Origin of the sequence: Ralstonia flatus, from assembly GCF_958439105.1 — a bacterium.
In the GTDB taxonomy this organism is placed as follows: Bacteria; Pseudomonadota; Gammaproteobacteria; order Burkholderiales; family Burkholderiaceae; genus Ralstonia; species Ralstonia flatus.
On record NZ_CAUDLI010000003.1, the window covers coordinates 218,209 to 238,208 of the forward strand.

General features: G+C 64.8%; 18 protein-coding genes and 2 tRNA genes. 6 read left to right on the forward strand and 14 right to left on the reverse strand.

The features are described 5' to 3' along the window. Nucleotides 1-29: 29 nt before the first annotated feature. The 10 genes from R2676_RS08040 to R2676_RS08085 all read right to left on the reverse strand — a co-directional run bounded on the left by R2676_RS08040 (nucleotide 30) and on the right by R2676_RS08085 (nucleotide 11,742). A complete protein-coding gene (locus tag R2676_RS08040) occupies nucleotides 30-320 on the reverse strand; it encodes a DUF1330 domain-containing protein (RefSeq protein WP_027677706.1) in 291 nt (96 codons plus the stop codon). Between the two features lie 91 nt (nucleotides 321-411). Then, nucleotides 412-1,266 (reverse strand): 3-deoxy-8-phosphooctulonate synthase, encoded by an 855-nt coding sequence (gene kdsA / locus R2676_RS08045; RefSeq protein ID WP_206275418.1) that lies wholly within the window; start codon nucleotides 1,264-1,266, stop codon nucleotides 412-414. A gap of 23 nt (nucleotides 1,267-1,289) precedes the next feature. After that, complete coding sequence (locus R2676_RS08050) at nucleotides 1,290-2,954, reverse strand: CTP synthase (RefSeq protein ID WP_027677707.1); 1,665 nt, start codon at nucleotides 2,952-2,954, stop codon at nucleotides 1,290-1,292. Between the two features lie 91 nt (nucleotides 2,955-3,045). Then, a complete protein-coding gene (locus R2676_RS08055; protein WP_206275419.1) occupies nucleotides 3,046-3,867 on the reverse strand; it encodes an alpha/beta fold hydrolase in 822 nt (273 codons plus the stop codon). Nucleotides 3,868-3,884: 17 nt separating this feature from the next. Then, nucleotides 3,885-4,787 carry a peptidase gene (locus R2676_RS08060; protein WP_027677709.1) on the reverse strand — a complete coding sequence of 301 codons (903 nt, stop codon included), beginning with the start codon at nucleotides 4,785-4,787 and terminating at the stop codon, nucleotides 3,885-3,887. An 83-nt stretch (nucleotides 4,788-4,870) separates the two neighbouring features. Further along, a complete protein-coding gene (locus R2676_RS08065) occupies nucleotides 4,871-5,716 on the reverse strand; it encodes a transglutaminase family protein (protein ID WP_206275420.1) in 846 nt (281 codons plus the stop codon). A gap of 58 nt (nucleotides 5,717-5,774) precedes the next feature. Further along, complete coding sequence (locus R2676_RS08070) at nucleotides 5,775-6,725, reverse strand: alpha-E domain-containing protein (RefSeq protein WP_102065042.1); 951 nt, start codon at nucleotides 6,723-6,725, stop codon at nucleotides 5,775-5,777. Between the two features lie 82 nt (nucleotides 6,726-6,807). Further along, entirely contained in the window at nucleotides 6,808-8,292 is a 1,485-nt protein-coding gene (locus tag R2676_RS08075) for a circularly permuted type 2 ATP-grasp protein (RefSeq protein WP_027677712.1), read from the reverse strand. A gap of 105 nt (nucleotides 8,293-8,397) precedes the next feature. Beyond that, nucleotides 8,398-10,920, reverse strand: coding sequence for a DNA internalization-related competence protein ComEC/Rec2 (locus R2676_RS08080; protein WP_206275421.1), 2,523 nt, complete (start codon nucleotides 10,918-10,920; stop codon nucleotides 8,398-8,400). Nucleotides 10,921-10,929: 9 nt separating this feature from the next. Beyond that, nucleotides 10,930-11,742 carry a TatD family hydrolase gene (locus R2676_RS08085; protein WP_206275422.1) on the reverse strand — a complete coding sequence of 271 codons (813 nt, stop codon included), beginning with the start codon at nucleotides 11,740-11,742 and terminating at the stop codon, nucleotides 10,930-10,932. A 98-nt stretch (nucleotides 11,743-11,840) separates the two neighbouring features. Between R2676_RS08085 and R2676_RS08090 the strand changes: the two genes are divergently transcribed. Next, nucleotides 11,841-12,146, forward strand: a complete 306-nt coding sequence (locus R2676_RS08090) for a DUF2845 domain-containing protein (RefSeq protein ID WP_206275423.1) — start codon at nucleotides 11,841-11,843, stop codon at nucleotides 12,144-12,146. Between the two features lie 20 nt (nucleotides 12,147-12,166). Here R2676_RS08090 and lolD read toward each other — a convergent pair whose 3' ends face one another. Continuing rightward, nucleotides 12,167-12,895 carry a lipoprotein-releasing ABC transporter ATP-binding protein LolD gene (gene lolD, locus R2676_RS08095; protein WP_206275424.1) on the reverse strand — a complete coding sequence of 243 codons (729 nt, stop codon included), beginning with the start codon at nucleotides 12,893-12,895 and terminating at the stop codon, nucleotides 12,167-12,169. Further along, a complete protein-coding gene (locus R2676_RS08100) occupies nucleotides 12,888-14,138 on the reverse strand; it encodes a lipoprotein-releasing ABC transporter permease subunit (protein ID WP_206275425.1) in 1,251 nt (416 codons plus the stop codon). The genes lolD and R2676_RS08100 overlap by 8 nt, the downstream gene beginning before the upstream one ends. Before the next feature lie 71 nt (nucleotides 14,139-14,209). On the opposite strand from R2676_RS08100, the gene R2676_RS08105 reads away from it, so the two are divergent. The 5 genes from R2676_RS08105 (at nucleotide 14,210) to R2676_RS08125 (ending at nucleotide 17,892) form a co-directional block, all read left to right on the forward strand. Further along, entirely contained in the window at nucleotides 14,210-15,301 is a 1,092-nt protein-coding gene (locus R2676_RS08105) for a hypothetical protein (RefSeq protein WP_206275426.1), read from the forward strand. 32 nt (nucleotides 15,302-15,333) lie between these two features. Next, the gene (recJ, locus tag R2676_RS08110) at nucleotides 15,334-17,028 is read left to right on the forward strand and encodes a single-stranded-DNA-specific exonuclease RecJ (RefSeq protein WP_316857001.1); all 1,695 of its coding nucleotides are present in this window, start codon (nucleotides 15,334-15,336) and stop codon (nucleotides 17,026-17,028) included. Between the two features lie 178 nt (nucleotides 17,029-17,206). Beyond that, nucleotides 17,207-17,536 carry a ferredoxin FdxA gene (gene fdxA / locus R2676_RS08115; protein WP_009238498.1) on the forward strand — a complete coding sequence of 110 codons (330 nt, stop codon included), beginning with the start codon at nucleotides 17,207-17,209 and terminating at the stop codon, nucleotides 17,534-17,536. Nucleotides 17,537-17,645: 109 nt separating this feature from the next. Beyond that, nucleotides 17,646-17,721, forward strand: a tRNA-Asn gene (locus R2676_RS08120). A gap of 80 nt (nucleotides 17,722-17,801) precedes the next feature. After that, nucleotides 17,802-17,892, forward strand: a tRNA-Leu gene (locus tag R2676_RS08125). Between the two features lie 39 nt (nucleotides 17,893-17,931). On the opposite strand, the gene R2676_RS08130 is transcribed toward R2676_RS08125, so the two are convergent. Together R2676_RS08130 and R2676_RS08135 are read right to left on the reverse strand one after the other, a co-directional pair. Then, nucleotides 17,932-18,666 carry a DUF899 domain-containing protein gene (locus tag R2676_RS08130; protein ID WP_206275483.1) on the reverse strand — a complete coding sequence of 245 codons (735 nt, stop codon included), beginning with the start codon at nucleotides 18,664-18,666 and terminating at the stop codon, nucleotides 17,932-17,934. 155 nt (nucleotides 18,667-18,821) lie between these two features. Next, nucleotides 18,822-19,925, reverse strand: a complete 1,104-nt coding sequence (locus R2676_RS08135; protein WP_206275484.1) for a YeiH family protein — start codon at nucleotides 19,923-19,925, stop codon at nucleotides 18,822-18,824. Nucleotides 19,926-20,000 lie beyond the last annotated feature (75 nt).

Below are 20,000 nucleotides of genomic sequence, written 5' to 3' on the forward strand. Positions count from 1 at the left end.
CAGGTAATGCTACGAGATCGACGGGCGGCTTAAACGCCTTCGACCACGATCATGTTCATGTGGGCAGCCTTGGCGCGCGCATTGCGGGCAGCGAGATATTCCTCGCTGTCGTAGAACGCCTTGGCAGCGTCGTAACTCGGGAACTTGAGCACGACGATGCGGGTGGGGTTCCACTCGCCTTCCAGTTGCTCGGTCTTGCCGCCGCGCACCAGCGGCTCGGCGCCATGCGCTTGCATGGCCTTGGTCGACAGCGTCTTGTATTGCTCGTATTGCACGGGGTCTGTCACGTCCACGTACGCGAGGATGTAGCCAGCGGCCATGTGTCTCTCTCCGGAAGCCAAAACGAAAGCTGAACTGAGCGGAACCGAAAACGACAGCGGCGGCTGGTGGAGCCGCCGATGGTCGGAAGAATCAGTCGAACTGATTTTCCAGGAAACCGCTGCGCTTGGTGAGCGCGTCCAGTTCTTTCAGTACTGACAGCAAGTCTTTCATGCGGCGCAGCGGCACGGCATTCGGGCCATCTGATTTCGCACATGCGGGATCAGGGTGCGTTTCCATGAAGACACCCGCAACGCCCGTGGCAATAGCTGCCCGGGCCAGCACCGGCACGAACTCGCGCTGACCGCCGGAGCTGGTGCCCTGGCCGCCCGGCAATTGCACGGAATGCGTCGCGTCGAACACGACCGGTGCGCCCGTCTCGCGCATGATCGCCAGCGAGCGCATGTCCGACACGAGATTGTTGTAGCCAAACGAAGCGCCACGCTCGCAGGCCATGAAGTTGTCTTCCGGCAGGCCGGCATCGCGAGCCGCGTGACGCGCCTTGTCGATGACATTCTTCATGTCGTGCGGCGCGAGGAACTGGCCCTTCTTGATGTTGACGGGCTTGCCGCTCTGCGCGCAGGCGCGGATGAAATCGGTCTGGCGGCACAGGAACGCCGGCGTCTGCAGGACGTCGACGACCTCCGCTACCGGCTTGATCTCATCGATCGCGTGGATGTCGGTCAGCACCGGCACGCCCACCTGGCGACGCACTTCCGCCAGGATGCGCAGGCCCTCTTCCATGCCCAAGCCGCGGAACGAAGCATCCGACGAGCGGTTCGCCTTATCGAACGACGACTTGTAGATGAACGGAATGCCCAGCGCGCCGGTGATTTCCTTGAGCGTGCCGGCGGTGTCGATCGCCATCTGCTCGGATTCGATCACGCAGGTGCCGGCAATCAGGAAGAACGGTTTGTCGAGGCCGACTTCGAAATCGCAGAGTTTCATCGTATTTCCCGTGCGCCAGCGCGTTAGGCGACAGCGCGTTGCGCGGTCTGGTTGTGATGCGCCAGCGCGGCTTCCACGTAGGCCTTGAACAGCGGGTGGCCGTCACGCGGTGTCGAGGTGAATTCCGGGTGGAACTGCACGCCGACGAACCACGGGTGCATCGACGCCGGCAGCTCCATCATTTCCGGCAGGTTTTCCGACGGCGTACGCGCGGAGATGATCATCCCGGCCTTTTCCAGCTGCGGCACGTAGTGGTTGTTCACCTCGTAGCGATGGCGATGGCGCTCGTTGACTTCCGCACCGTAGATCGCCGCCGCCTTGGTGCCCGGCTGAACCGGCACGCGCTGCGAGCCCAGGCGCATGGTGCCGCCCATGTCGGAGTCGGCCGAGCGCTTTTCGACGCGGCCATCGCGATCCAGCCACTCGGTAATGAGCGCGACCACCGGGTGTTCGGTCTCGTCGTTGAATTCGGTGCTGTTGGCGTCCTTCATGCCAGCCAGATGGCGGGCAAATTCAATCACGGCCAGCTGCATACCCAGGCAGATGCCCAGGTAAGGCACACCCTTTTCGCGGGCGTATTGAATTGCGCGGATCTTGCCTTCCGTACCGCGCTTGCCGAAGCCGCCCGGCACCAGCACCGCGTCGAGCGTGTCCAGCACCTGCGTGTGACCCGATTCGAGTTCTTCAGAATCGATGTACTCGATATTGACGCGCGTGGAGGTGTGCAGGCCGGCGTGGCGCAGTGCCTCGATCAGCGACTTGTACGACTCGGTCAGGTCAACATACTTGCCGACCATGCCGATGGTGATCTCGTGCTGCGGGTTTTCCAGCGTATGCACCATGCGTGCCCACACGGACAGATCCGCCGGCGGCGCTTCGATACGCAGCTCTTCGCAGATGATGCGATCCAGCCCCTGCTCGTTGAGCATCTGCGGGATCTTGTAGATGGTGTCGACATCCCACACCGAGATGACCGCGTCCTGCGGCATGTTGGCGAAGAGCGAAATCTTCGCGCGTTCATCGTCGGGAATCGGACGGTCGGCGCGGCAGAGCAACGCGGTCGGCTGCACGCCAATTTCGCGCAGCTTCTGCACCGAGTGCTGGGTCGGCTTGGTCTTCAGCTCGCCGGCGCTGGCAATGAACGGCACCAGCGTCAGGTGCGCAAACGCCACCTGGTTGCGGCCCAGGCGCAGGCTCATCTGGCGGGCGGCCTCCAGGAACGGCAGCGATTCGATATCGCCGACCGTACCGCCGATTTCCACGATCGCCACATCGGCCTTGCCGTCGTGCGATGCCGCGGCGCCGCGCTCGATGAACGCCTGGATTTCGTTGGTGATATGCGGAATGACTTGCACCGTCTTGCCGAGATACTCGCCGCGACGCTCCTTGCGGATCACGGATTCGTAAATCTGGCCGGTGGTGAAGTTGTTCGCCTTGCGCATCTTGGCCGAGACGAAACGCTCGTAGTGGCCAAGGTCGAGGTCGGTTTCTGCGCCGTCCTCGGTCACAAACACTTCGCCGTGCTGGAACGGGCTCATGGTGCCCGGGTCGACGTTGATGTAAGGATCGAGTTTGAGGAGGGTGACTTTGAGGCCGCGCGACTCAAGAATGGCCGCGAGCGAGGCGGCGGCGATGCCCTTGCCGAGTGAGGACACTACGCCACCGGTAACGAATACGAACTTGGTCATGACCTAGCTTGCCGGGGAAAGCCGGATTATAGCAAAGGTCCCCCCTCCGCTCCGTGACAGAACGGTGGAATTTGCCCGAGAACAGTCTCGCCTACGCGGCGTGCCGCATGGCGCCTGCGTTGGCGCGCATTTCGCCGATCAGTTCGCGGATCAACTCGGCCGTTTCCAGCGGTTTTTCCATCGGATAGAGGTGGCTGCCCTCGATCCAGCGCAGCCTGCTGCCGACGATGCGCCGCGTCGCACCCAGTCCGACCTGACGAATCTCGCGCGAACGGGTGCCGGCCACAAAGCTGACCGGGAATGCCGTGCCGCCCGCGACCTTTCGCCCCATGTTGGTCGGCAAGGTGCGGTAAATCTGGTATTCGATTTCGCGGGAGAAGCGCAGTGTGCGCTCGCGATCACGGCCGGTGGGCTCGGTGCCATGTTCGACATAGTCGCGCAGCACGTCTTCGTCCCAACGATCGAACTTGCGTTTGGCCTTGAAGTGGCTCCAGACGGCGTCGAGGTCGGGCCACAGATGGCGCCGGTTCTTAGTCGCTGCGGCGGGCGACTGGCTCTCGTCGATGTCGAGCCATTGCGCCACGCGCAGCAGCTTGGCGCGCCATCCCGCGATGATCGGCGAATCGAGCATCACAACGCCGCGCACACGCTCAGGCCGGCGCAGCGCCGCCATCAGGCTCAGGAAGCCGCCCAAGGAATGGCCGACCAGCCATACAGGCTCGGCCTGCGCGTCGATTTCTGTCAGCAGCTCTTTCACCAGGCCGGGCCAGGAGCGCGTGACCGGAAAACGCGGATCGTGCCCAAAGCGCTCCACCGCACGGATGTCGAATTCATCACCGAGCACACCGAGCATCTTGCGATAGGTGCCGACCGGAAAGCCGTTGGCATGCGAAAACAGCATCACGTCGCGCATTGCAGATCCCGTGCCGTTCAGCGTGACTTCTGGGATCCGCCGGCCACGCGCTGGATCGTCGACACCTGCTCCAACGCGGGGCCGGGCGCGCGGTCCGGCGTGGCGGGCGCCTCGGCTGCGGGCGGCGCAATGCGCACGGGCCCAACCTCCGCGGAGGGATGCCCTTCCCGGCGCAACGGGTGCGACGGCGAAGTGCCGGTTTCCCAATCCGGATCCTCGATTTCAGCGAACACTTGGCGCAGGCGCTTGCCCCACGTGCCGCGGATCATCGCGAAATACGGATTCTCTTCGTCGATGGCCACAAAGCGCGTCACCCGCAGCGAGTCGGTTTCGTAGACCAGCAGATCCAGTGGCAACCCCACCGAAATATTCGACTTCAGCGTCGAATCCATCGAGATGAGCGCGCACTTCGCGGCTTCGTCCAGCGGCAGCCCCGGGCTGACCACGCGGTCGATGATCGGCTTGCCGTACTTGGCCTCGCCGATCTGGAAGTAGCAGTTCTCGGGCGTGGCCTCAATGAAGTTGCCCGCCGCGTAGACGTTGAACAGGCGCGGCCGCTCTGCGCCGATCTGCCCGCCAAAGATGATGCTGACATTGAAGTCGATCTTGGCCTTGGCCAGCGCCGCGGCGTCGCGGTCATAGACATCGCGCACGGCTTCGCCGACGATCGTGGCGGCCTCGAACATGTCCCGCGCCGTCCACAGCGAGCGCGGCTTGCCGCGTGCTTCGGTCAACACTTGGCGCACGGCCTGGCTGATCGCCAGATTCCCAGCCGTCAGCAGCACCATGACGCGATCGCCTTCGCGCTCGAAGACGGTCATCTTGCGGAATGTGGAAATGGCATCCACACCCGCATTCGTGCGGGAGTCGGACAGGAACACAAGGCCTGCGTCCAGGCGCATGGCGACGCAATAGGTCATGGGCGAAACGACAAACGGAAACGGTGGGTTGGGGGCATTCTAGCGCGCCGGTCGGAACCCATCCGCGCGCTTGGAAGAGGTGCTCAATTCACGCCGACAGCCTCGACGGGCAGCGGCTCGATGGAAATACGGACGTCGAGCGTCTCCGCACCGCCGCCCTGCCGCACGCCGCGCACCGGCGCAGCCGATTGATAATCGCGCCCGACCGCCAGGCGGATGTGCCGCGTATCGGTAAAGCACTGGTGAGTGACGTCGATGCTGCACCAGGTGTGCGATTCGGCGTCGAGGCACACGTCGGCCCAGGCGTGGCTGGCCAGGTCTTCTTCCCCGACGGCATGGAAATAGCCGCTCACGTAGCGCGCCGGCACGCCCAGCGCGCGGCAGCAGGCGACCATGACCTGGGCTTGGTCCTGGCACACGCCGGCGCCCAGACCAAATGCCTCCGCAGCGGCCGTACCGACATGCGTGGTGTTCGGCTTGTAGCGCACGCGCTTGGCGATGGCCTGCGCCAGCCGCATCGCCGATTCAGCATCGCCCGGCACCAGCGCGTGCTCGCGCGCAAAGTTGACCATCTCCGGCGGCGCGGAAGTCAGCGGCGTGGCGGTCAGAAAATACAGCGGCGAAACGCGATAGCGCCCTTGGCCCGGCGCATCGACAAAGCGTTGACTGCCGGGGGCGCCCGTAGGAAACGCCTCGACAACGCCGCGCGCCTCGATGGTGACGTCTCCCGTACGCGTGCCGAGGGTGAAGTGATGGACGACGTTGCCGAAACCGTCGGTGGCGCGCGTGAGGTTGCCGGGCGTGTGGATCTGCCAGCTATCCACCTGCTGCAGCTCGCCACTGCGAGGCGTCAGCCGCAGCTCATGCACGCTATGGCGTAGCGGCTCGGCATAACGGTAGACCGTCGTATGTCGAATTTGGTATTTCACGATGACACGGGCGCGGCCCGAAAGCGGCGCCCCGATGTATGCACAATGCCCTGCAGCGTCATGCGACTTCGAGCGGCACCAGGAAATCCTGACTGATGCCGTTGCCCAGGTCGCCAATCCGCTCCAGGAAGTTGGTCAGCCAGGCATGCAGGCCGACCGAAAAGATATCTTCGATGCGGGCGTACCGCAGGTCGGCGTGCAGTTTACCAGCGCGCCGCTCCGTCTCCGCCGATTGACTGTTGCGCACGGTGGAAAGAATGCTGACCACCTCGTCCATGCTGGCCAGCAGGGAACGCGGCATATCGCTGCGCAGGATCAGCAGCTCCGCCACGCGCGTCGGCGTAATGACGTTGCGATAGATCTTGCGATACACCTCGAAGCCGGACACGGAACGCAGCGTGGCCGCCCAGTGATAGAAGTCGCCCTGCTCGGCGGCCGATTCATCGCGCGTCGGCGTCGACTGGAACTTCACGTCGAGCAGCCGGGCCGTGTTATCCGCGCGCTCCAGGAAAGTCCCCAGCCGCATGAATTGGAACGCGTCATCCGTCAGCATGGTGCCGACCTGCACGCCGCGCGACAGGTGCGAGCGGAACTTCACCCATTCAAAGAATTGCGATGGATCGTCGCGCAGCATGCCTTCGGCAATCAGGCGCTGCACATCCAGCCACGTGGTGTTGATGGTTTCCCACACCTCCGTGGTGAGGGAGCCGCGAACGGCTCGGGCGTTCTCGCGCGCGCCGCGCAGGCAGCTCATGATCGACGACGGGTTGGTCATGTCGCGCACCATGAAGTCGATCACGTCGTCGCGCGAAAGCAGGCCGTATCGGTCGGCAAAAACCCGGGTGAGTTCGGAAATATCGAGCATTGCCCACCAGCCCTGCTCCGCCACTTCGGCCGATTGCGGCATCAGCGAGGTCTGGTAGTTCACGTCGAGCATGCGGGCGGTGTTCTCGGCGCGTTCGGTGTAGCGCGCCATCCAGAAAAGGTGGTCTGCGGTGCGGCTGAGCATGGCGTTCCCTTCTACGTATTCGATATGCGGTGGATCGACTGATCGATTGATCGATGGCCAGGTTGCGTCGCTGCGCGAACGTTCAACGCTCCAGCACCCACGTGTCCTTCGTTCCGCCGCCCTGCGATGAGTTGACCACCAGCGAGCCGGCCCGCAACGCCACGCGCGTGAGGCCGCCGGGCACCATGCGCACGTCCTTGCCGGACAGCACGAACGGCCGAAGATCGATGTGGCGCGGCGCGATACCGGCTTCCACATACGTCGGGCACGTCGACAGCGCCAAGGTAGGCTGCGCGATGTACTGATCGGGGCGGGCCTTCACCACCTCGCGGAAAGCGGCGATCTCCTCCTGCGTGGCAGCCGGGCCGACCAGCATGCCGTAGCCGCCCGCGCCGTGCGTCTCCTTGACGACGAGTTCGCCCATGTGGTCCAGCACGTATTGCAGGTCATCCGGCCGGCGGCACATGTACGTCGGCACGTTGTTCAGAATCGGCTCCTCGCCCAGGTAGAAGCGGATCATGTCCGGCACATACGGATAGATCGACTTGTCGTCTGCCACGCCGGTGCCGATGGCATTGCAAATGGTGACGTTGCCCGCGCGATAGACTGACAACAGGCCGGCTGCGCCCAGCGAGGAATCGGGCCGGAAGACGAGCGGATCGAGGAAGTCGTCGTCCACACGGCGGTAGATGACATCGATGCGCTGCGGGCCCTGCGTCGTGCGCATGTAGAGATGGTCGTCCTGCACGAACAGGTCGTGCCCCTCCACCAGCTCGACGCCCATCTGCTGCGCCAGGAACGCATGTTCGAAATATGCGGAGTTGTACATGCCGGGCGTGAGCACCACTACCGTCGGGTCGGCAATGTTCTGCGGCGAGACGCTGCGCAGCATGTCGAGCAGCATGTCGGGGTAATGCGCGACCGGCGCCACACGATTGCGTGCGAACAACTCTGGAAACAGCCGCATCATCATCTTGCGGTTTTCCAGCATGTAGGACACACCGGAAGGCACGCGCAGGTTGTCTTCCAGCACGTAGAACTCGCCCTCGCCGGCGCGCACGATGTCGATGCCGGCCACGTGCGCGTAGATGTCGCGCGGCACGTTGACGCCGAGCATGTCCGGACGATATTGGGCGTTGTTGTAGATCTGGTCGGGCGGGATGACGCCCGCGCGCAGGATGTTCTGCTCGTGGTAGATGTCGTGCAGGAAGCGGTTCAGCGCATCAACGCGTTGTCGCAGACCGCGCTCGAGCGTGGCCCACTCGCTTGCGGGGAAGATGCGCGGAATGATGTCGAACGGGATCGTGCGCTCGGTGCCGCTGTTCGATTCGTCCTTGTCGCCGTACACCGCGAAGGTGATGCCGACCCGGCGGAAGATCAGGTCCGCCTCGGCGCGCTTGTTCTGCAGCGTTGTGGCGGATTGCGCGCCCAGCCATTCGGCGAAACGTCCGTAGTGGCTGCGAACCTCGCCCTGCTGGACGAGCGCTGCCGGGGCCGGTTCGGCGGCATGGGGACTGCGGTCCCCGTCATGCCAGTTGAGCATTTCATCGTAGAACCGGACTGCCATGCTTTTCTCCCCTGACGGCGCCGCGCGATGTACGCGGCACGTGGTTTTTATAGCACAGCGGTTTTAACCCCCACAATGGGGCCAACCCGTTGTGCCACCAAGTTTTCACGGCTGGGCGTCGAAGGCGCCGGCGGCCGTTGCCAGGGGTTCCACTTCCTGTGCGGAAGACCAGTACCGCGGCCGCATGGCGCGGGCGGTCTGGATGTCCAGCACATCGCCGTCGGTCTGAATGACGACGGCACCGGTCTTGTCCGTGCGCAAACCGTCGATGTCGCGCGCCACGTAGCGCTGCCAAACCTGCGGATGCGGATGTCCGTACCGATTGCGGTAGCCGACCTGGAAAACCGCCACCTGCGGAGAAACCGCGTCCAAGAACGCGCCGCTGGAGCTTGTCTTGCTGCCGTGATGAGGCACAAGCAAGATGTCTGCCATCAGTCGCTCAGGCGTTTCCCCAGCGATGAGCGCGCTTTCCTGGGCGGCTTCGATATCGCCGGTCAGCAAGGCAGCGTGGCGGCCATTGGCGATACGCAGCACACAACTACGGGCGTTGCTGGACACGCGCTCGCTTTCAGCCGGCACGCGGCGCGGGTGCAGCACCTCAAATTCAACGCCGTCCCACGTCCATGCTTGCCCAGCCAAACAATCGGCAAAACCGATGTCTTTGGCATCGGCCGTGCCGCGCAAGGCATGCCCGGGAGGCAAAGACGCCAACATGGTGCGCACCGGCACCGCGCCGATCACCGTTTCGGTGCCACCGGCGTGGTCGCTGTCTTCGTGGCTGACGACAAGCGTGTCGAGCGCTTCCACGCCGTGTGCTCGCAGGTAGGGAGCGATGACACGGGCGGCGGCATCCGCATGGTCGCCGTAGCGGGGACCGGTGTCGAACAGCAGGCGGTGGTTGGCCGTTTCGACCAAGGCCGCCGCGCCCTGGCCGATGTCGAAGGCCACGAGCCGGAATTCGCCGGGCGATGGCAATGGGACGCGCACCAGCGCCAACGGCAAGAGGAGCAAGGCACCCTGCGCGCGCCACGCCCATGCGCGCAGACCACCCGGCAGCAGCAATAGCGCCACCGCAACCATCGACAGCAACACTGCCCACATGGGCGCAACCGGCGCAACCCACACAGACCAGCGCGGCGCCGCCAGCCATTCAAGCCAGACGACCAGCCACCGGAAGCTCGCTTCGGCCAACATCAGAACCGGCTGCGCCAGCGGGTCCGGAAGCGCCGCCCCGATCAGCGCCAACGGCGTCGTCACAAAACTGACCGCGGGAATCGCCAGCCCATTCGCCGCTGCGGAAACGACCGAGGTCTGCTGGAACAGCAGCAACGTCAAGGGCAACAGCCCGAATGTGACCGCGAACTGAATCCGCGTGCCGCCAGCCAGCGTGCGGCGCGTGCGTTCGACCCAGCCGTCTGCGTTGTCGTTGCGATGACCATCGAGCGCCATCTGTGCGGCGATGAAGATGATCGCCACCGCGCCGAACGACAGCCAGAAGCCCGCCGACATGACCGCCCACGGGTCCACCACCGCCACCACGGCCGCCGCCCAGCACAGCGAGAGGCTGGCCGGCACATTGCGATCGGTCAGCCGGGCGATGGCGACGGTAGACAACATCAGCAGCGTGCGCTGCGCCGGCACGCCCATCCCGGCGAGCAGGCAGTAGACGAACGCCGCCAGCATCGCCGCGATGGCGCCCGCGCGTGGTGCCGGCATGCGTAGCGGCAACGGCGTACGCAGCCAGCGCGTCAGTCCGAACGAGCGACGCCACAGCGCCATCCACAACGCTGCAAACAGCCCGGCGATCATCGTGATGTGCAGCCCGGAAATGCTGACGAGGTGGCTGATGCCGGTGCGGCGGAACAGGTCCCAGTCGTCGCGGGGGATGCCGCTCTGGTCGCCCACCACCAAGGCGACGATCACCGCCGCGTAGCGCGCATCGGGCAAGGCATCGAGGATGTGGCGTCGCACGCTGGCCCGCCAGCGTTCCACACCAATGCCGAAACCGGTGCCCGCCTCATCCAGCGCGATGTTCTGTGCGCGCTTGCCTGTGCGCACATAGCCGACGGCGCGGATGTTGTCGGCGAGCATCGCGTATTCGCCATCGAAGCCGCTGGGGTTCGTCAGGCTGTGCGGACGCTTCAGGCGCAGCGTCAGTTGCCAGCGTTGGCCGGGCTGCAGATCGGGGATGCCGGCACGTCGGTCTGGCTTCGCATCTTCCTCGCCCGCGTTGCTCCACGTCCGTGCGCCATACCAGGACAGGCGCACGCGGGGCGGCACGGCATCACCCGCATTGCTGGATTCGATGTGGAAGAGAAAACGCGTGGCGTCATCACCGGTCTGCGGCAGCTCGGCCACCACGCCGGTCGCGATGATGTCCTTGCCTTCCCACGCAGGACTGAGCGCGACGGCCAAGCGCTGCTGCGCGCGCCAGCCGCTCCAGCCAAAGCCCACGGCGATGGTGCTGGCGACGAACAACACAGGAAACAACATCGGCCGACGCCGCGTGACAGCCGCGAGCGACAGACAGAGCACCAGCACGCCAAGCGGCAGCCATACCGGCGGCAGCGTCGCCTGCATCTGCAATGCCACGCAGCCGGCAACAAAGCCGATCAACCCGAGACGCATGTGCGGGCGTCAGGCTTGCAGGAGCGCTGCCAGGCGGGGAATGGCGTCGATGCTGTTGCGGCGTGCCTGGTCGGCCAGCGCCTCAATGGAGATGCCGCGCAGTTGCGCCATCGCGTCGGCAATGCGAGCGACTTCTGTGGGCGCATTGCGCACGGCGCTCTGCTCGCCGAACTGGTCGTCGGCAAGCCAGGCGGGGGCCAGGTCGGGCGCGTCCGTTTCGAGCACGATCGACTCGATCGGCATTTCCTGCGCCAACCGACGCACGCGATTGGCCCGCGAAAACGTAAAGACGCCGCCAAACCCGAGCTTGAAGCCGGAATCGACAAAGCGACGCGCCTGTTCCGGGCTGCCGTTGAATGCATGCGCTATGCCGCGCACGCCCGCTTTGGCGGCGGCGCTGCACACCTGATCCTGCGACTTGCGCACGTGCATCAGCACAGGCAGGTCGAATTCACGTGCGATACGCAATTGCGCGCGGAACACGGCGCTCTGCCGTTCAACGTCGTAATTGGGAATGAAGAAATCGAGGCCGATCTCGCCAACGGCCACGAAACGCGGGTCGTCCATTGACGCAGCGACCTGACGGCGCAGTTCGAGCAGATCGTCGTCACTGGCCTGCGCGGCGTAGATCGGATGGATACCCAGCGCATAACTGCAACCGGCATGCCGATGCGCCAGTGCCCGCACCGTGTCGAAATTCCAGCGTGCCACCGCCGGCACGACGATGTGGTTGACGCCCGCCGCACGCGCCTGCGCGACGACCGCGTCACGGTCGGCATCAAAGTCGCTGGCGTCGAGGTGGCAATGGGTGTCGATCCACATGGTCAGTTCTGCGCTGGAAAAAGCACGCAACGTACCCGAAAGGTGGTGATCCTAGAATCCGCGATTTCTGATATTGGCGCCCGTGCGCGCACAACCCGATGAAAACAGCCCCCTTGACCTGCGCAGCGCTCGCCCTGGCGCTGGCGACCCTGTCCGCCCACGCGGAAACCCTGCGCTGTGGCACCGGCTATATCGTCAAAGCCGGCGACAACAAGGCCGACGTCCTGCAGAACTGCGGGGAACCGGTCATGCGCGACACGTTCTGCAGCGCGTCGCGCAACGACAGTTCCTGCGGCAACATCGAAGAATGGACGTACAACCCCGGACCAGGCCAGTTCATGACGACGCTGCGCTTTGTCGAGGGCCGGTTGCAATCCATCCGCTACGGCAATCGGGTGCGCTGAAGCGCAGCGTCGCGCGGCCATCAGCGCTCCTGGTGCAGATGGCCGTCGCGCAGGCGGAAGATGCGGTCGCAACGGCCGGCCAGCTCGATATCGTGCGTGACGATGACGAAGCTGGTGCCCAGCGTGCGCGTGAGTTCCAGCATCAGGTCAAACACTTCACCGGCGGTGTGATCGTCGAGATTGCCGGTGGGCTCGTCAGCCAGCACGCAAGCCGGAGACCCGACCAGCGCGCGCGCAATCGCCACGCGCTGGCGCTCGCCGCCGGACAGCTCGCCCGGACGGTGTGCCGTGCGCGGGCCCAACCCCACGCGTTCGAGCATCGCCTGAGCGGTGTGACGCGCTTGCGCCTCTTCCACGCCGCGGATGCGCAGCGGCATTGCGACATTGTCCAGCGCCGTGAATTCGGGCAGCAGATGGTGGAACTGATAGACGAAGCCGAGCGCCTGGTTGCGCAGCATATTGCGCTCGCGCTCCTTCATGGCCGTGAACGGCTTGCCGAGCAGCGAGACGCGGCCCGACGTCGGCTCGTCCAGCCCGCCCAGCACATGCAGCAGCGTGCTTTTGCCCGAGCCCGACGCGCCGACGATGGCGACTTTCTCGCCTACGCCGATGCGGATGTCCACACCCTTGAGCACATCGACGTTCAGGCCGCCCTGGCGGAACGACTTCGACAGCCCTTCGGCCTGCACTACCACACCGTGCGGCGCCGCGGCCGGCGCTTCCATGGAAGTCATGACGGCCTCACTCATAGCGCAGTGCCTCCGCCGGGTTCACGCGCGAGGCGTGCCAACTTGGATACAGCGTCGCCACCGACGCGAGGATGAAGGAAATGACGCCAATGGTCGCAATGTCGTTCACGCGGGGGTCCGAGGGCAGTTCGCTGATGAAATAGATGTCACGCGGCAGGAATTGCACGTGGAAGAGACGCTCGATGAACGGCACGATCACGTCGATGTTGTAAGCGACGAGCGTGCCGAAACCCACGCCCAGCAACGTGCCGATAAACCCGATCGCCACGCCCTGCACGATGAAGATCTTCATGATCGACGCCGGCTGTGCGCCCATGGTGCGCAGGATGGCGATGTCGGCCTGCTTGTCCGTCACCGTCATCACCAGCGTCGACACCAGGTTGAACGCCGCCACGGCGATGATCAACGTGAGGATGATGAACATCATCTTCTTTTCGGTCTTCACGGCGGCAAACCAGTTGCGGTTCTGGCGCGACCAGTCGCGGATATACAGCTCGCCGGACAGCGTGCGCGACAGGGCTTCGGCGACCTGCGGGGCGCGGTCCATGTCGACCAGCTTCAGGCGCACGCCGGTCGGGCCATCGAGGCGGAACAGGCGTTCGGCGTCTTCCATGTTTACGAGTGCCAGCGAGCTGTCGAACTCGTAGTGGCCCGATTCGAAGATGCCCGTCACGGTGAACTGCTTCAGGCGCGGCAACACGCCGGCCGGGGTGATGGTGCCCTGCGGCGCCACCAGCGTGACCTTGTCCCCCTGATGCACGCCCAGGCCATTGGCGAGCTGACTGCCCAGGGCGATGCCGAATTCGCCGGGTTTCAGATCGTCGATCGCGCCCGACTTAAAGTCCTTGGCGATGTCCGACACCTTCGGCTCGTCCGCCGGCGACACCCCGCGCAGCAGCACGCCGCGCACCGCCTCGTCGCGCGTGATCATGGCCTGCGCGCCCACGTAGGGCGCCGCGCCGATGACTTCCTTGTTCTGCATCGCCTCATTGGCGGTACGCTGCCAGTCCGGCAGACTGTTCGGCGCCATCACTTCGATATGCGCCAGCACCGACAGCATGCGGTCCCGCACTTCCTTCTGGAAGCCGTTCATAACCGAAAGCACGATGATCAGCGCCGCCACCCCCAGCGCAATGCCGAGCATGGAAATGAGCGAAATGAAAGAGATGAAGCTGTTGCGGCTGGCGCGCTTGCTTGCGCGTGTATACCGCCAGCCGATCTGCCATTCGTATGGAAGTTTCAAAGGGGGTTCCCCGTGGGTGTGATTTGTCCGGCTCACTGGCCAACGAGCCGGAAGTTTACAATCTCGGAGCCATGATTCCTGAACTCACCCTGATTGTCCCGTTTTGCGCGCCCGCTGCCGAGGTGGCCGACGACGCTTACCGTCAATTGACCTTGCCGGGCCTGGAAAGGTTGCTCGCGCGTGCGCGCGAGGCCGAGCGCGAGCGCCACGACGACGCCTACCTGCCCACGCTGCCACACGAGCGCTGGCTGGCCAAGCACGCCGGGCTGCCCATTTCCCCGTTGCCCTCGGCGCCGTACATGCGCCTGGCGGACGGCGGCATCGCCGACACGCGCACGTGGGCCTGCCTGCAGCCGGTCCACATCCACGCCGCCCGGGACCATCTGGTGATGCTCGACCCAGCCCAGCTCCGCCTGGAAGCCGCCGACGCCGACGCCCTGCGCGCCGCCATCGCCCCCCTGGTCGAGGAGATGGGGATCACGCTCGACGCCACGCACGCCGCCCGCTGGTACGTCGCCGATTCGCCCTTTGGCGACCTCATTGCCGCCGCGCCGCAGCGCGCCACCGGCCACAACATCGACATCTGGATGCACAAGGGCGAGCAGGAGCGCGCCTGGCGCAAGTTCCAGAACGAGATCCAGATGACGTGGTATGACCACCCCGTCAATCAGGCACGCGAGGCGCGCGGCCTGCTGCCGGTCAACTCGGTCTGGCTATTCGGCCAGGGCGCGCTGGTCGATGCCCGCCCCATTGCCGAGCGCATGATCGGCGCTGATCCGTTCTTCGCCGGCTTGTGCCACGCCGGCAACGCCACCGAGCTGTGTGCCGAAACCTTGGCCGCGGTGCCGTTCGACGACACAAGCGCCGCCGCGCTGCTGGGCGACGCCGGCAAGCCCTATCTTTCCGCCGACTGGTACGACTGGATCGAAACCCTGCGCGCCTACGATCGCGACTGGTTTTCCCCCGCCGCCGATGCGCTGGCCGACGGCCGCATCGGCGCCGTCTCGCTCGTGCTGACCGGCGACTCGCATTACGCCCACTACCGCGTCATGCGCCGCGAACTCGCCAGTGGCGCGTTCGGCTGGGTGCGCCGCTTGAGCCATCCACTGAGTCGCCCTCGCACCTTGCGCGACGCGCTGTCCCCGCTTTCCATGGCCGCTTGAGCCTGCCTGAGCCCGCCTGAGCCCGATTCCGCATGACCCGCATCGCTGTCCGTTCGCATTCCCCTGACGCCGCCACCACGTTGGCCGGCCACGGCATCCATCCCGTCCTCGCGCGCATCCTCGCCGCCCGCGGTGTCGCGCGGCCCGACGAGCTGTCGACCGAGCTGACCGACCTGCTCCCGCCCACGCAACTCAAGGGCATTGACGACGCGGCGCGCTACCTGGCCGACGCTATCGCCGCCAACAAGCGCATGCTGATCATTGCCGACTACGACTGCGACGGCGCCACCGCCTGCGCCGTGGGCGTGCGCGGCTTGCGCATGCTCGGCGCACAGGTCAGCTACATCGTCCCCAGCCGCTTCGAGTACGGCTACGGCCTGTCGCCCGAAATCGTGGCACTCGCCGCGCGCGAGAAGCCAGACGTACTCGTCACCGTCGACAACGGCATCGCCGACGTGGCGGGCGTGGCGGCCGCCAACGCGCTGGGTATCGACGTGGTCGTGACGGACCACCACATGCCCGGCGCGCAATTGCCGGACGCGCGCGTGATCGTCAACCCGAACCAGCCGGGCTGCGGCTTCCCGAGCAAAAATCTGGCGGGCGTTGGCGTGATGTTCTACGTCCTGCTGGCCCTGCGGGCGGAATTGCGCAAGCGCGGTGTGTTCACGCCGCAGGATCAGCCGCGCCTTGATGCGTTGCTCGACCTGGTGGCGCTCGGCACCGTGGCCGACGTGGTCAAGCTCGACGCCAACAACCGCCTGCTGGTCGCACAGGGCCTCAAGCGCATGCGCGCCGGGCGGATGTGTCCGGGCATCGCCGCGTTATTCCGCGTGGCCGGCCGCGAGGCGCGTCGCGCGTCGACGTTCGATCTGGGCTTCGGCCTTGGCCCGCGCCTGAATGCTGCAGGGCGCCTGGCGGACATGTCGCTCGGCATCGAATGCCTGCTCACCGACGACTACGACCGCGCCATGTCCATCGCCGCCGAACTCGACGGCATGAATCGCGAGCGCCGCGAGATCGAAGCCGGCATGCAGCAGGAAGCGCTCGCCATCCTAGACAGCATGAACGCCATCGACGGCGCGGGCCGCCACACCATCGCGGTCTACAACGAGACGTGGCACCAGGGCGTGATCGGCATCGTCGCGTCGCGTATCAAGGACAAGTTTCACCGCCCCGTCTTCACCTTCGCGCCCGGCGACGATGGTGTCATCAAAGGCTCGGGCCGCTCGATTCCCGGCTTCCACCTGCGCGATGCGCTGGACGCCGTTCACAAGCGCAGCCCGGGGCTGATCGTCAAGTTTGGCGGCCACGCCATGGCGGCGGGGCTCACGCTGCGCGAAGACGGCTTCGAGACATTCGTCGCCACCTTCGAGGCCGTCGGCCGCGAATGGCTGACCGAGGCCCTGCTCTCGCGCGTGCTCGAAACCGACGGCGAAGCCGACCCGGAATGCTTCACGCCGCAGTTCGTCGAGTTGCTCGAAACCCAGGTCTGGGGTCAGGGTTTTCCGGCGCCGAGCTTCTGCGGCGAGTTCGATGTGCTGTCGCAGGCCGTGCTGAAGGAAAAGCACCTCAAGCTCAAGCTCGGCCGGGGCAAGCAGCATTTCGACGCCATTTGGTTCAACCACGCGGAGCCGCTGGGCGCCTCGGCCTATGTGGCCTACCGGCTCGACAACAACACATTCAACGGCATCACGCGCGTGCAGATGGTGATCGAGCATGCGCAATAGCGGATTGGCCAAACCTTGCGCCTGCGCATAAACACATGCCAAAACTGTCTGACCGCGCACGGATGACACAGCGGTCAGCGACAGCCGGTGCGTTACAATGCGGGATTGCCGGCATGGAGACGCACAAGCATCCGTGACCGCGCGCCCCACGAATTCCTAGCATCAACTTCCAAGCGAAATGACTCACGTCGTTACCGAAAGCTGTGTCCGCTGCAAGTACACCGACTGCGTGGACGTCTGCCCCGTCGACTGCTTCCGCGAAGGCCCGAACTTCCTGACCATTGATCCGGATGAATGCATCGACTGCGCCGTCTGCGTGGCCGAGTGCCCGGTCAACGCCATCTACGCCGAAGAAGACGTGCCTGCCGATCAGCAGAAATGGATCGCCATCAATGCAGAGCTGGCGCAAGCCGGCTGGCCGTCCATCACCAAGACCAAGCAACCCTTGCCCGACGCCGACGACTGGAAGGACGTGAAAGACAAGGAGCAGTACCTCGACCGCGGCTGAACGCGTTGAGCGAACTTGCCCGACACACTTTTTGTCGTGCATCGCAAAAAAGGTGTTGACGGGCAGATCGGAAACTAGCTAGAATTCATTTCTTCGCTGCTACAGCGATTCCCCGATAGCTCAGTCGGTAGAGCGCCGGACTGTTAATCCGTAGGTCCCTGGTTCGAGCCCAGGTCGGGGAGCCAAAATAACAAAACGCCTCGCTTCGTGCGGGGCGTTTTCATTTGTGGCATCGGTGTCGTGTATTGTTTTGCACCCGCCCCAAGCCCGAGTGGTGAAATTGGTAGACACCGCGGACTTAAAATCCGCTGCGCCCTAATCGGCGCGTGCCGGTTCGATCCCGGCCTCGGGCACCAAATCCTCTCTTCGCTTCTTCCCTCTTCCGCTTGAGTGCCTTACGTCGCGCAGCACCCGTGCGTCTTCGGTGCGTCTTCATATTCGTCATGACGGCGCACCCATGACATCGGGCCGGTCTCGTTGCGGCCGAGCGGCGCGCGATCAAGCAGCAGCAGTGTGCCGACCATGTCTTCCAAGCCGCGCGCATACGTCGAGTACGTATGGAAGACGTTGCCGGCCTCGTCCTTGTAGAACGCGCTCATCCCAGGCAGTTCGTCGTGAGCCTCTTCGCGTGGCGTGGCCGTGTAGTTGTAGTCGACCGAGCCGCTTGCCAGTTCGTCCTGCGAGAAACTCACGCGATAGTCGTGATTGAACGTCGAGCCGAACGACGACACCCACGGGAATCGCCAGCCCATGCGTTTCTTGTACGCCGCGATTTTGCCCATCGGCGCACGCGAGACCGCAACGAACGTCACGTCGTGGTGGTTCAGATGCGTAAGCATTCCGCCAACATGATCGGACAGGAAAGAGCACCCAGGGCAGCCCGCATCCCAATCGGGACCGAGCATGAAGTGATAGACCATCAACAGGCTGCGGCCGTCGAACAGCTCGCCAAGCGTCTTCCTACCTTCCGGCGACGCGAACACGTATTCCGTATCGACCTTGACCCACGGCAGCGCCTGACGCTCGGCATTGATGGCGTCGCGCAGATGGATGGCCTCTTTCTCGCGGGCCAGCAGCGCCCGGCGTTGGATGAGCCATTCATCTCTTGAGACTACGGGATGCGCTTGCATGGTCGCCCCTTTGTCGAAGACACAGGACTTCATACTAGGTGGCCGCGCACGAATGAAAAGCCGCAGCGCACAAGTCGGCAATCGGATGCGACTTGCACGCCATGGAGGCGAACTTGCCGCCCCCCCCCCCCCCCGCTCACCGCTTCGGGGCCTGATCAACCTACCAGCCAACGCACGCCCACATTGATGAGCGCGCCGCCGCCCACCAACCCAATCCACAACACCGCAGCGCACAGCAGCGGACGCACACCGGACTTCAGCAGCATCGGCACATGCGTTTGCGTGCCGATGGCAAACATCGCGCAAGCCAGCATGGCGGTGTCGATGGCGTCGATGGGGGCGTGCCATGCAGCGGGGATCGCGCCGGCGGAATTCAGCAGCGTCACGATCAGCAGGCCCACCGCAAACCAGGGCATCGCCTTCCAGGCATGGCCGGCGGCCTTGCGAAGCGCACCCTCGGAAGGCGCCGAACCGGAAGCCGGCGCTTCAGCAGGCGTCGTGCATGCCAGCACCACCAGCAGCGGAGCCAGCGCCAGCACGCGCACCATCTTGCTGACCACGGCCGCGTTGGTGGCGTCGTCGCCCAACGGACGCGCAGCGGCAATCACCTGCGCGACCTCGTGCACCGTCGAACCGATGTAGACGCCGAAGTGTTCCGGCGAGACCGCCCCGCCGGCATGCGCGACAAGCGCGTACAACCACGGATACAGAAAGATGCCAACCGTGCCGAACAGGACGACGCTGGCGATCGCTACGGCCGTCTCACGCGGCGACGCCTTCACCGCGGGCGCAACGGCCAGCACGGCCGCAGCCCCGCACACCGCACTACCCGCCGCCACCAGCACGGCTTGCGAACGCGTGAGGCGAAACCAGCGCGTGCCGATCCACGTACCGGCGAGCATCGTCGAGGCCAATACCACCAGAGGAATCACCACGCCCGACGTACCCAGATCCTGGATCTGCGCAAGCGTCAGCCGGGCGCCGTAGAGAATCACGCCGGCCCGCAGCAGCGTATGGCGTGCAAACTGGATCGCCGCCGGGGTCAGCCAACGTTGATGCCCCGGCACATGGCCCACGGCCATGCCGAGCAGGATGGCAAGCGTCAACGCGCTCAACCCCAGATGCGCCGCCCACGGCATGGCCCCAAGCGCTACGGCCACGCCTGCACAGGCGAACAACACCGTCACGCTGGCAAGCGTCCGCCCATCGAACCCCGCCGCCATACTCGAGGGTGCCAGCTGTTTCTGCGCAATCGTCATCACATCCGCCTTGCTTATTCGATATGTGCATAACGATATGCGGACCGTGATAACATGTAAAACAGGTAATTTTCG

What these genes read in the sequence shown, in the direction of transcription:
- R2676_RS08040 (WP_027677706.1), bottom strand. Translation starts at nt 320, where the DNA reads ATGGCCGCTGGCTACATCCTCGCGTACGTGGACGTGACAGACCCCGTG.
- lolD (WP_206275424.1), bottom strand. Translation starts at nt 12,895, where the DNA reads ATGAGTGAGGCCGTCATGACTTCCATGGAAGCGCCGGCCGCGGCGCCG.
- R2676_RS08060 (WP_027677709.1), bottom strand. Translation starts at nt 4,787, where the DNA reads ATGACCTATTGCGTCGCCATGCGCCTGGACGCAGGCCTTGTGTTCCTG.
- recJ (WP_316857001.1), top strand. Translation starts at nt 15,334, where the DNA reads ATGACCCGCATCGCTGTCCGTTCGCATTCCCCTGACGCCGCCACCACG.
- R2676_RS08080 (WP_206275421.1), bottom strand. Translation starts at nt 10,920, where the DNA reads ATGCGTCTCGGGTTGATCGGCTTTGTTGCCGGCTGCGTGGCATTGCAG.
- fdxA (WP_009238498.1), top strand. Translation starts at nt 17,207, where the DNA reads ATGACTCACGTCGTTACCGAAAGCTGTGTCCGCTGCAAGTACACCGAC.
- R2676_RS08090 (WP_206275423.1), top strand. Translation starts at nt 11,841, where the DNA reads ATGAAAACAGCCCCCTTGACCTGCGCAGCGCTCGCCCTGGCGCTGGCG.
- R2676_RS08085 (WP_206275422.1), bottom strand. Translation starts at nt 11,742, where the DNA reads ATGTGGATCGACACCCATTGCCACCTCGACGCCAGCGACTTTGATGCC.
- R2676_RS08050 (WP_027677707.1), bottom strand. Translation starts at nt 2,954, where the DNA reads ATGACCAAGTTCGTATTCGTTACCGGTGGCGTAGTGTCCTCACTCGGC.
- R2676_RS08105 (WP_206275426.1), top strand. Translation starts at nt 14,210, where the DNA reads ATGATTCCTGAACTCACCCTGATTGTCCCGTTTTGCGCGCCCGCTGCC.
- R2676_RS08055 (WP_206275419.1), bottom strand. Translation starts at nt 3,867, where the DNA reads ATGCGCGACGTGATGCTGTTTTCGCATGCCAACGGCTTTCCGGTCGGC.
- R2676_RS08075 (WP_027677712.1), bottom strand. Translation starts at nt 8,292, where the DNA reads ATGGCAGTCCGGTTCTACGATGAAATGCTCAACTGGCATGACGGGGAC.
- R2676_RS08135 (WP_206275484.1), bottom strand. Translation starts at nt 19,925, where the DNA reads ATGACGATTGCGCAGAAACAGCTGGCACCCTCGAGTATGGCGGCGGGG.
- kdsA (WP_206275418.1), bottom strand. Translation starts at nt 1,266, where the DNA reads ATGAAACTCTGCGATTTCGAAGTCGGCCTCGACAAACCGTTCTTCCTG.
- R2676_RS08130 (WP_206275483.1), bottom strand. Translation starts at nt 18,666, where the DNA reads ATGCAAGCGCATCCCGTAGTCTCAAGAGATGAATGGCTCATCCAACGC.
- R2676_RS08070 (WP_102065042.1), bottom strand. Translation starts at nt 6,725, where the DNA reads ATGCTCAGCCGCACCGCAGACCACCTTTTCTGGATGGCGCGCTACACC.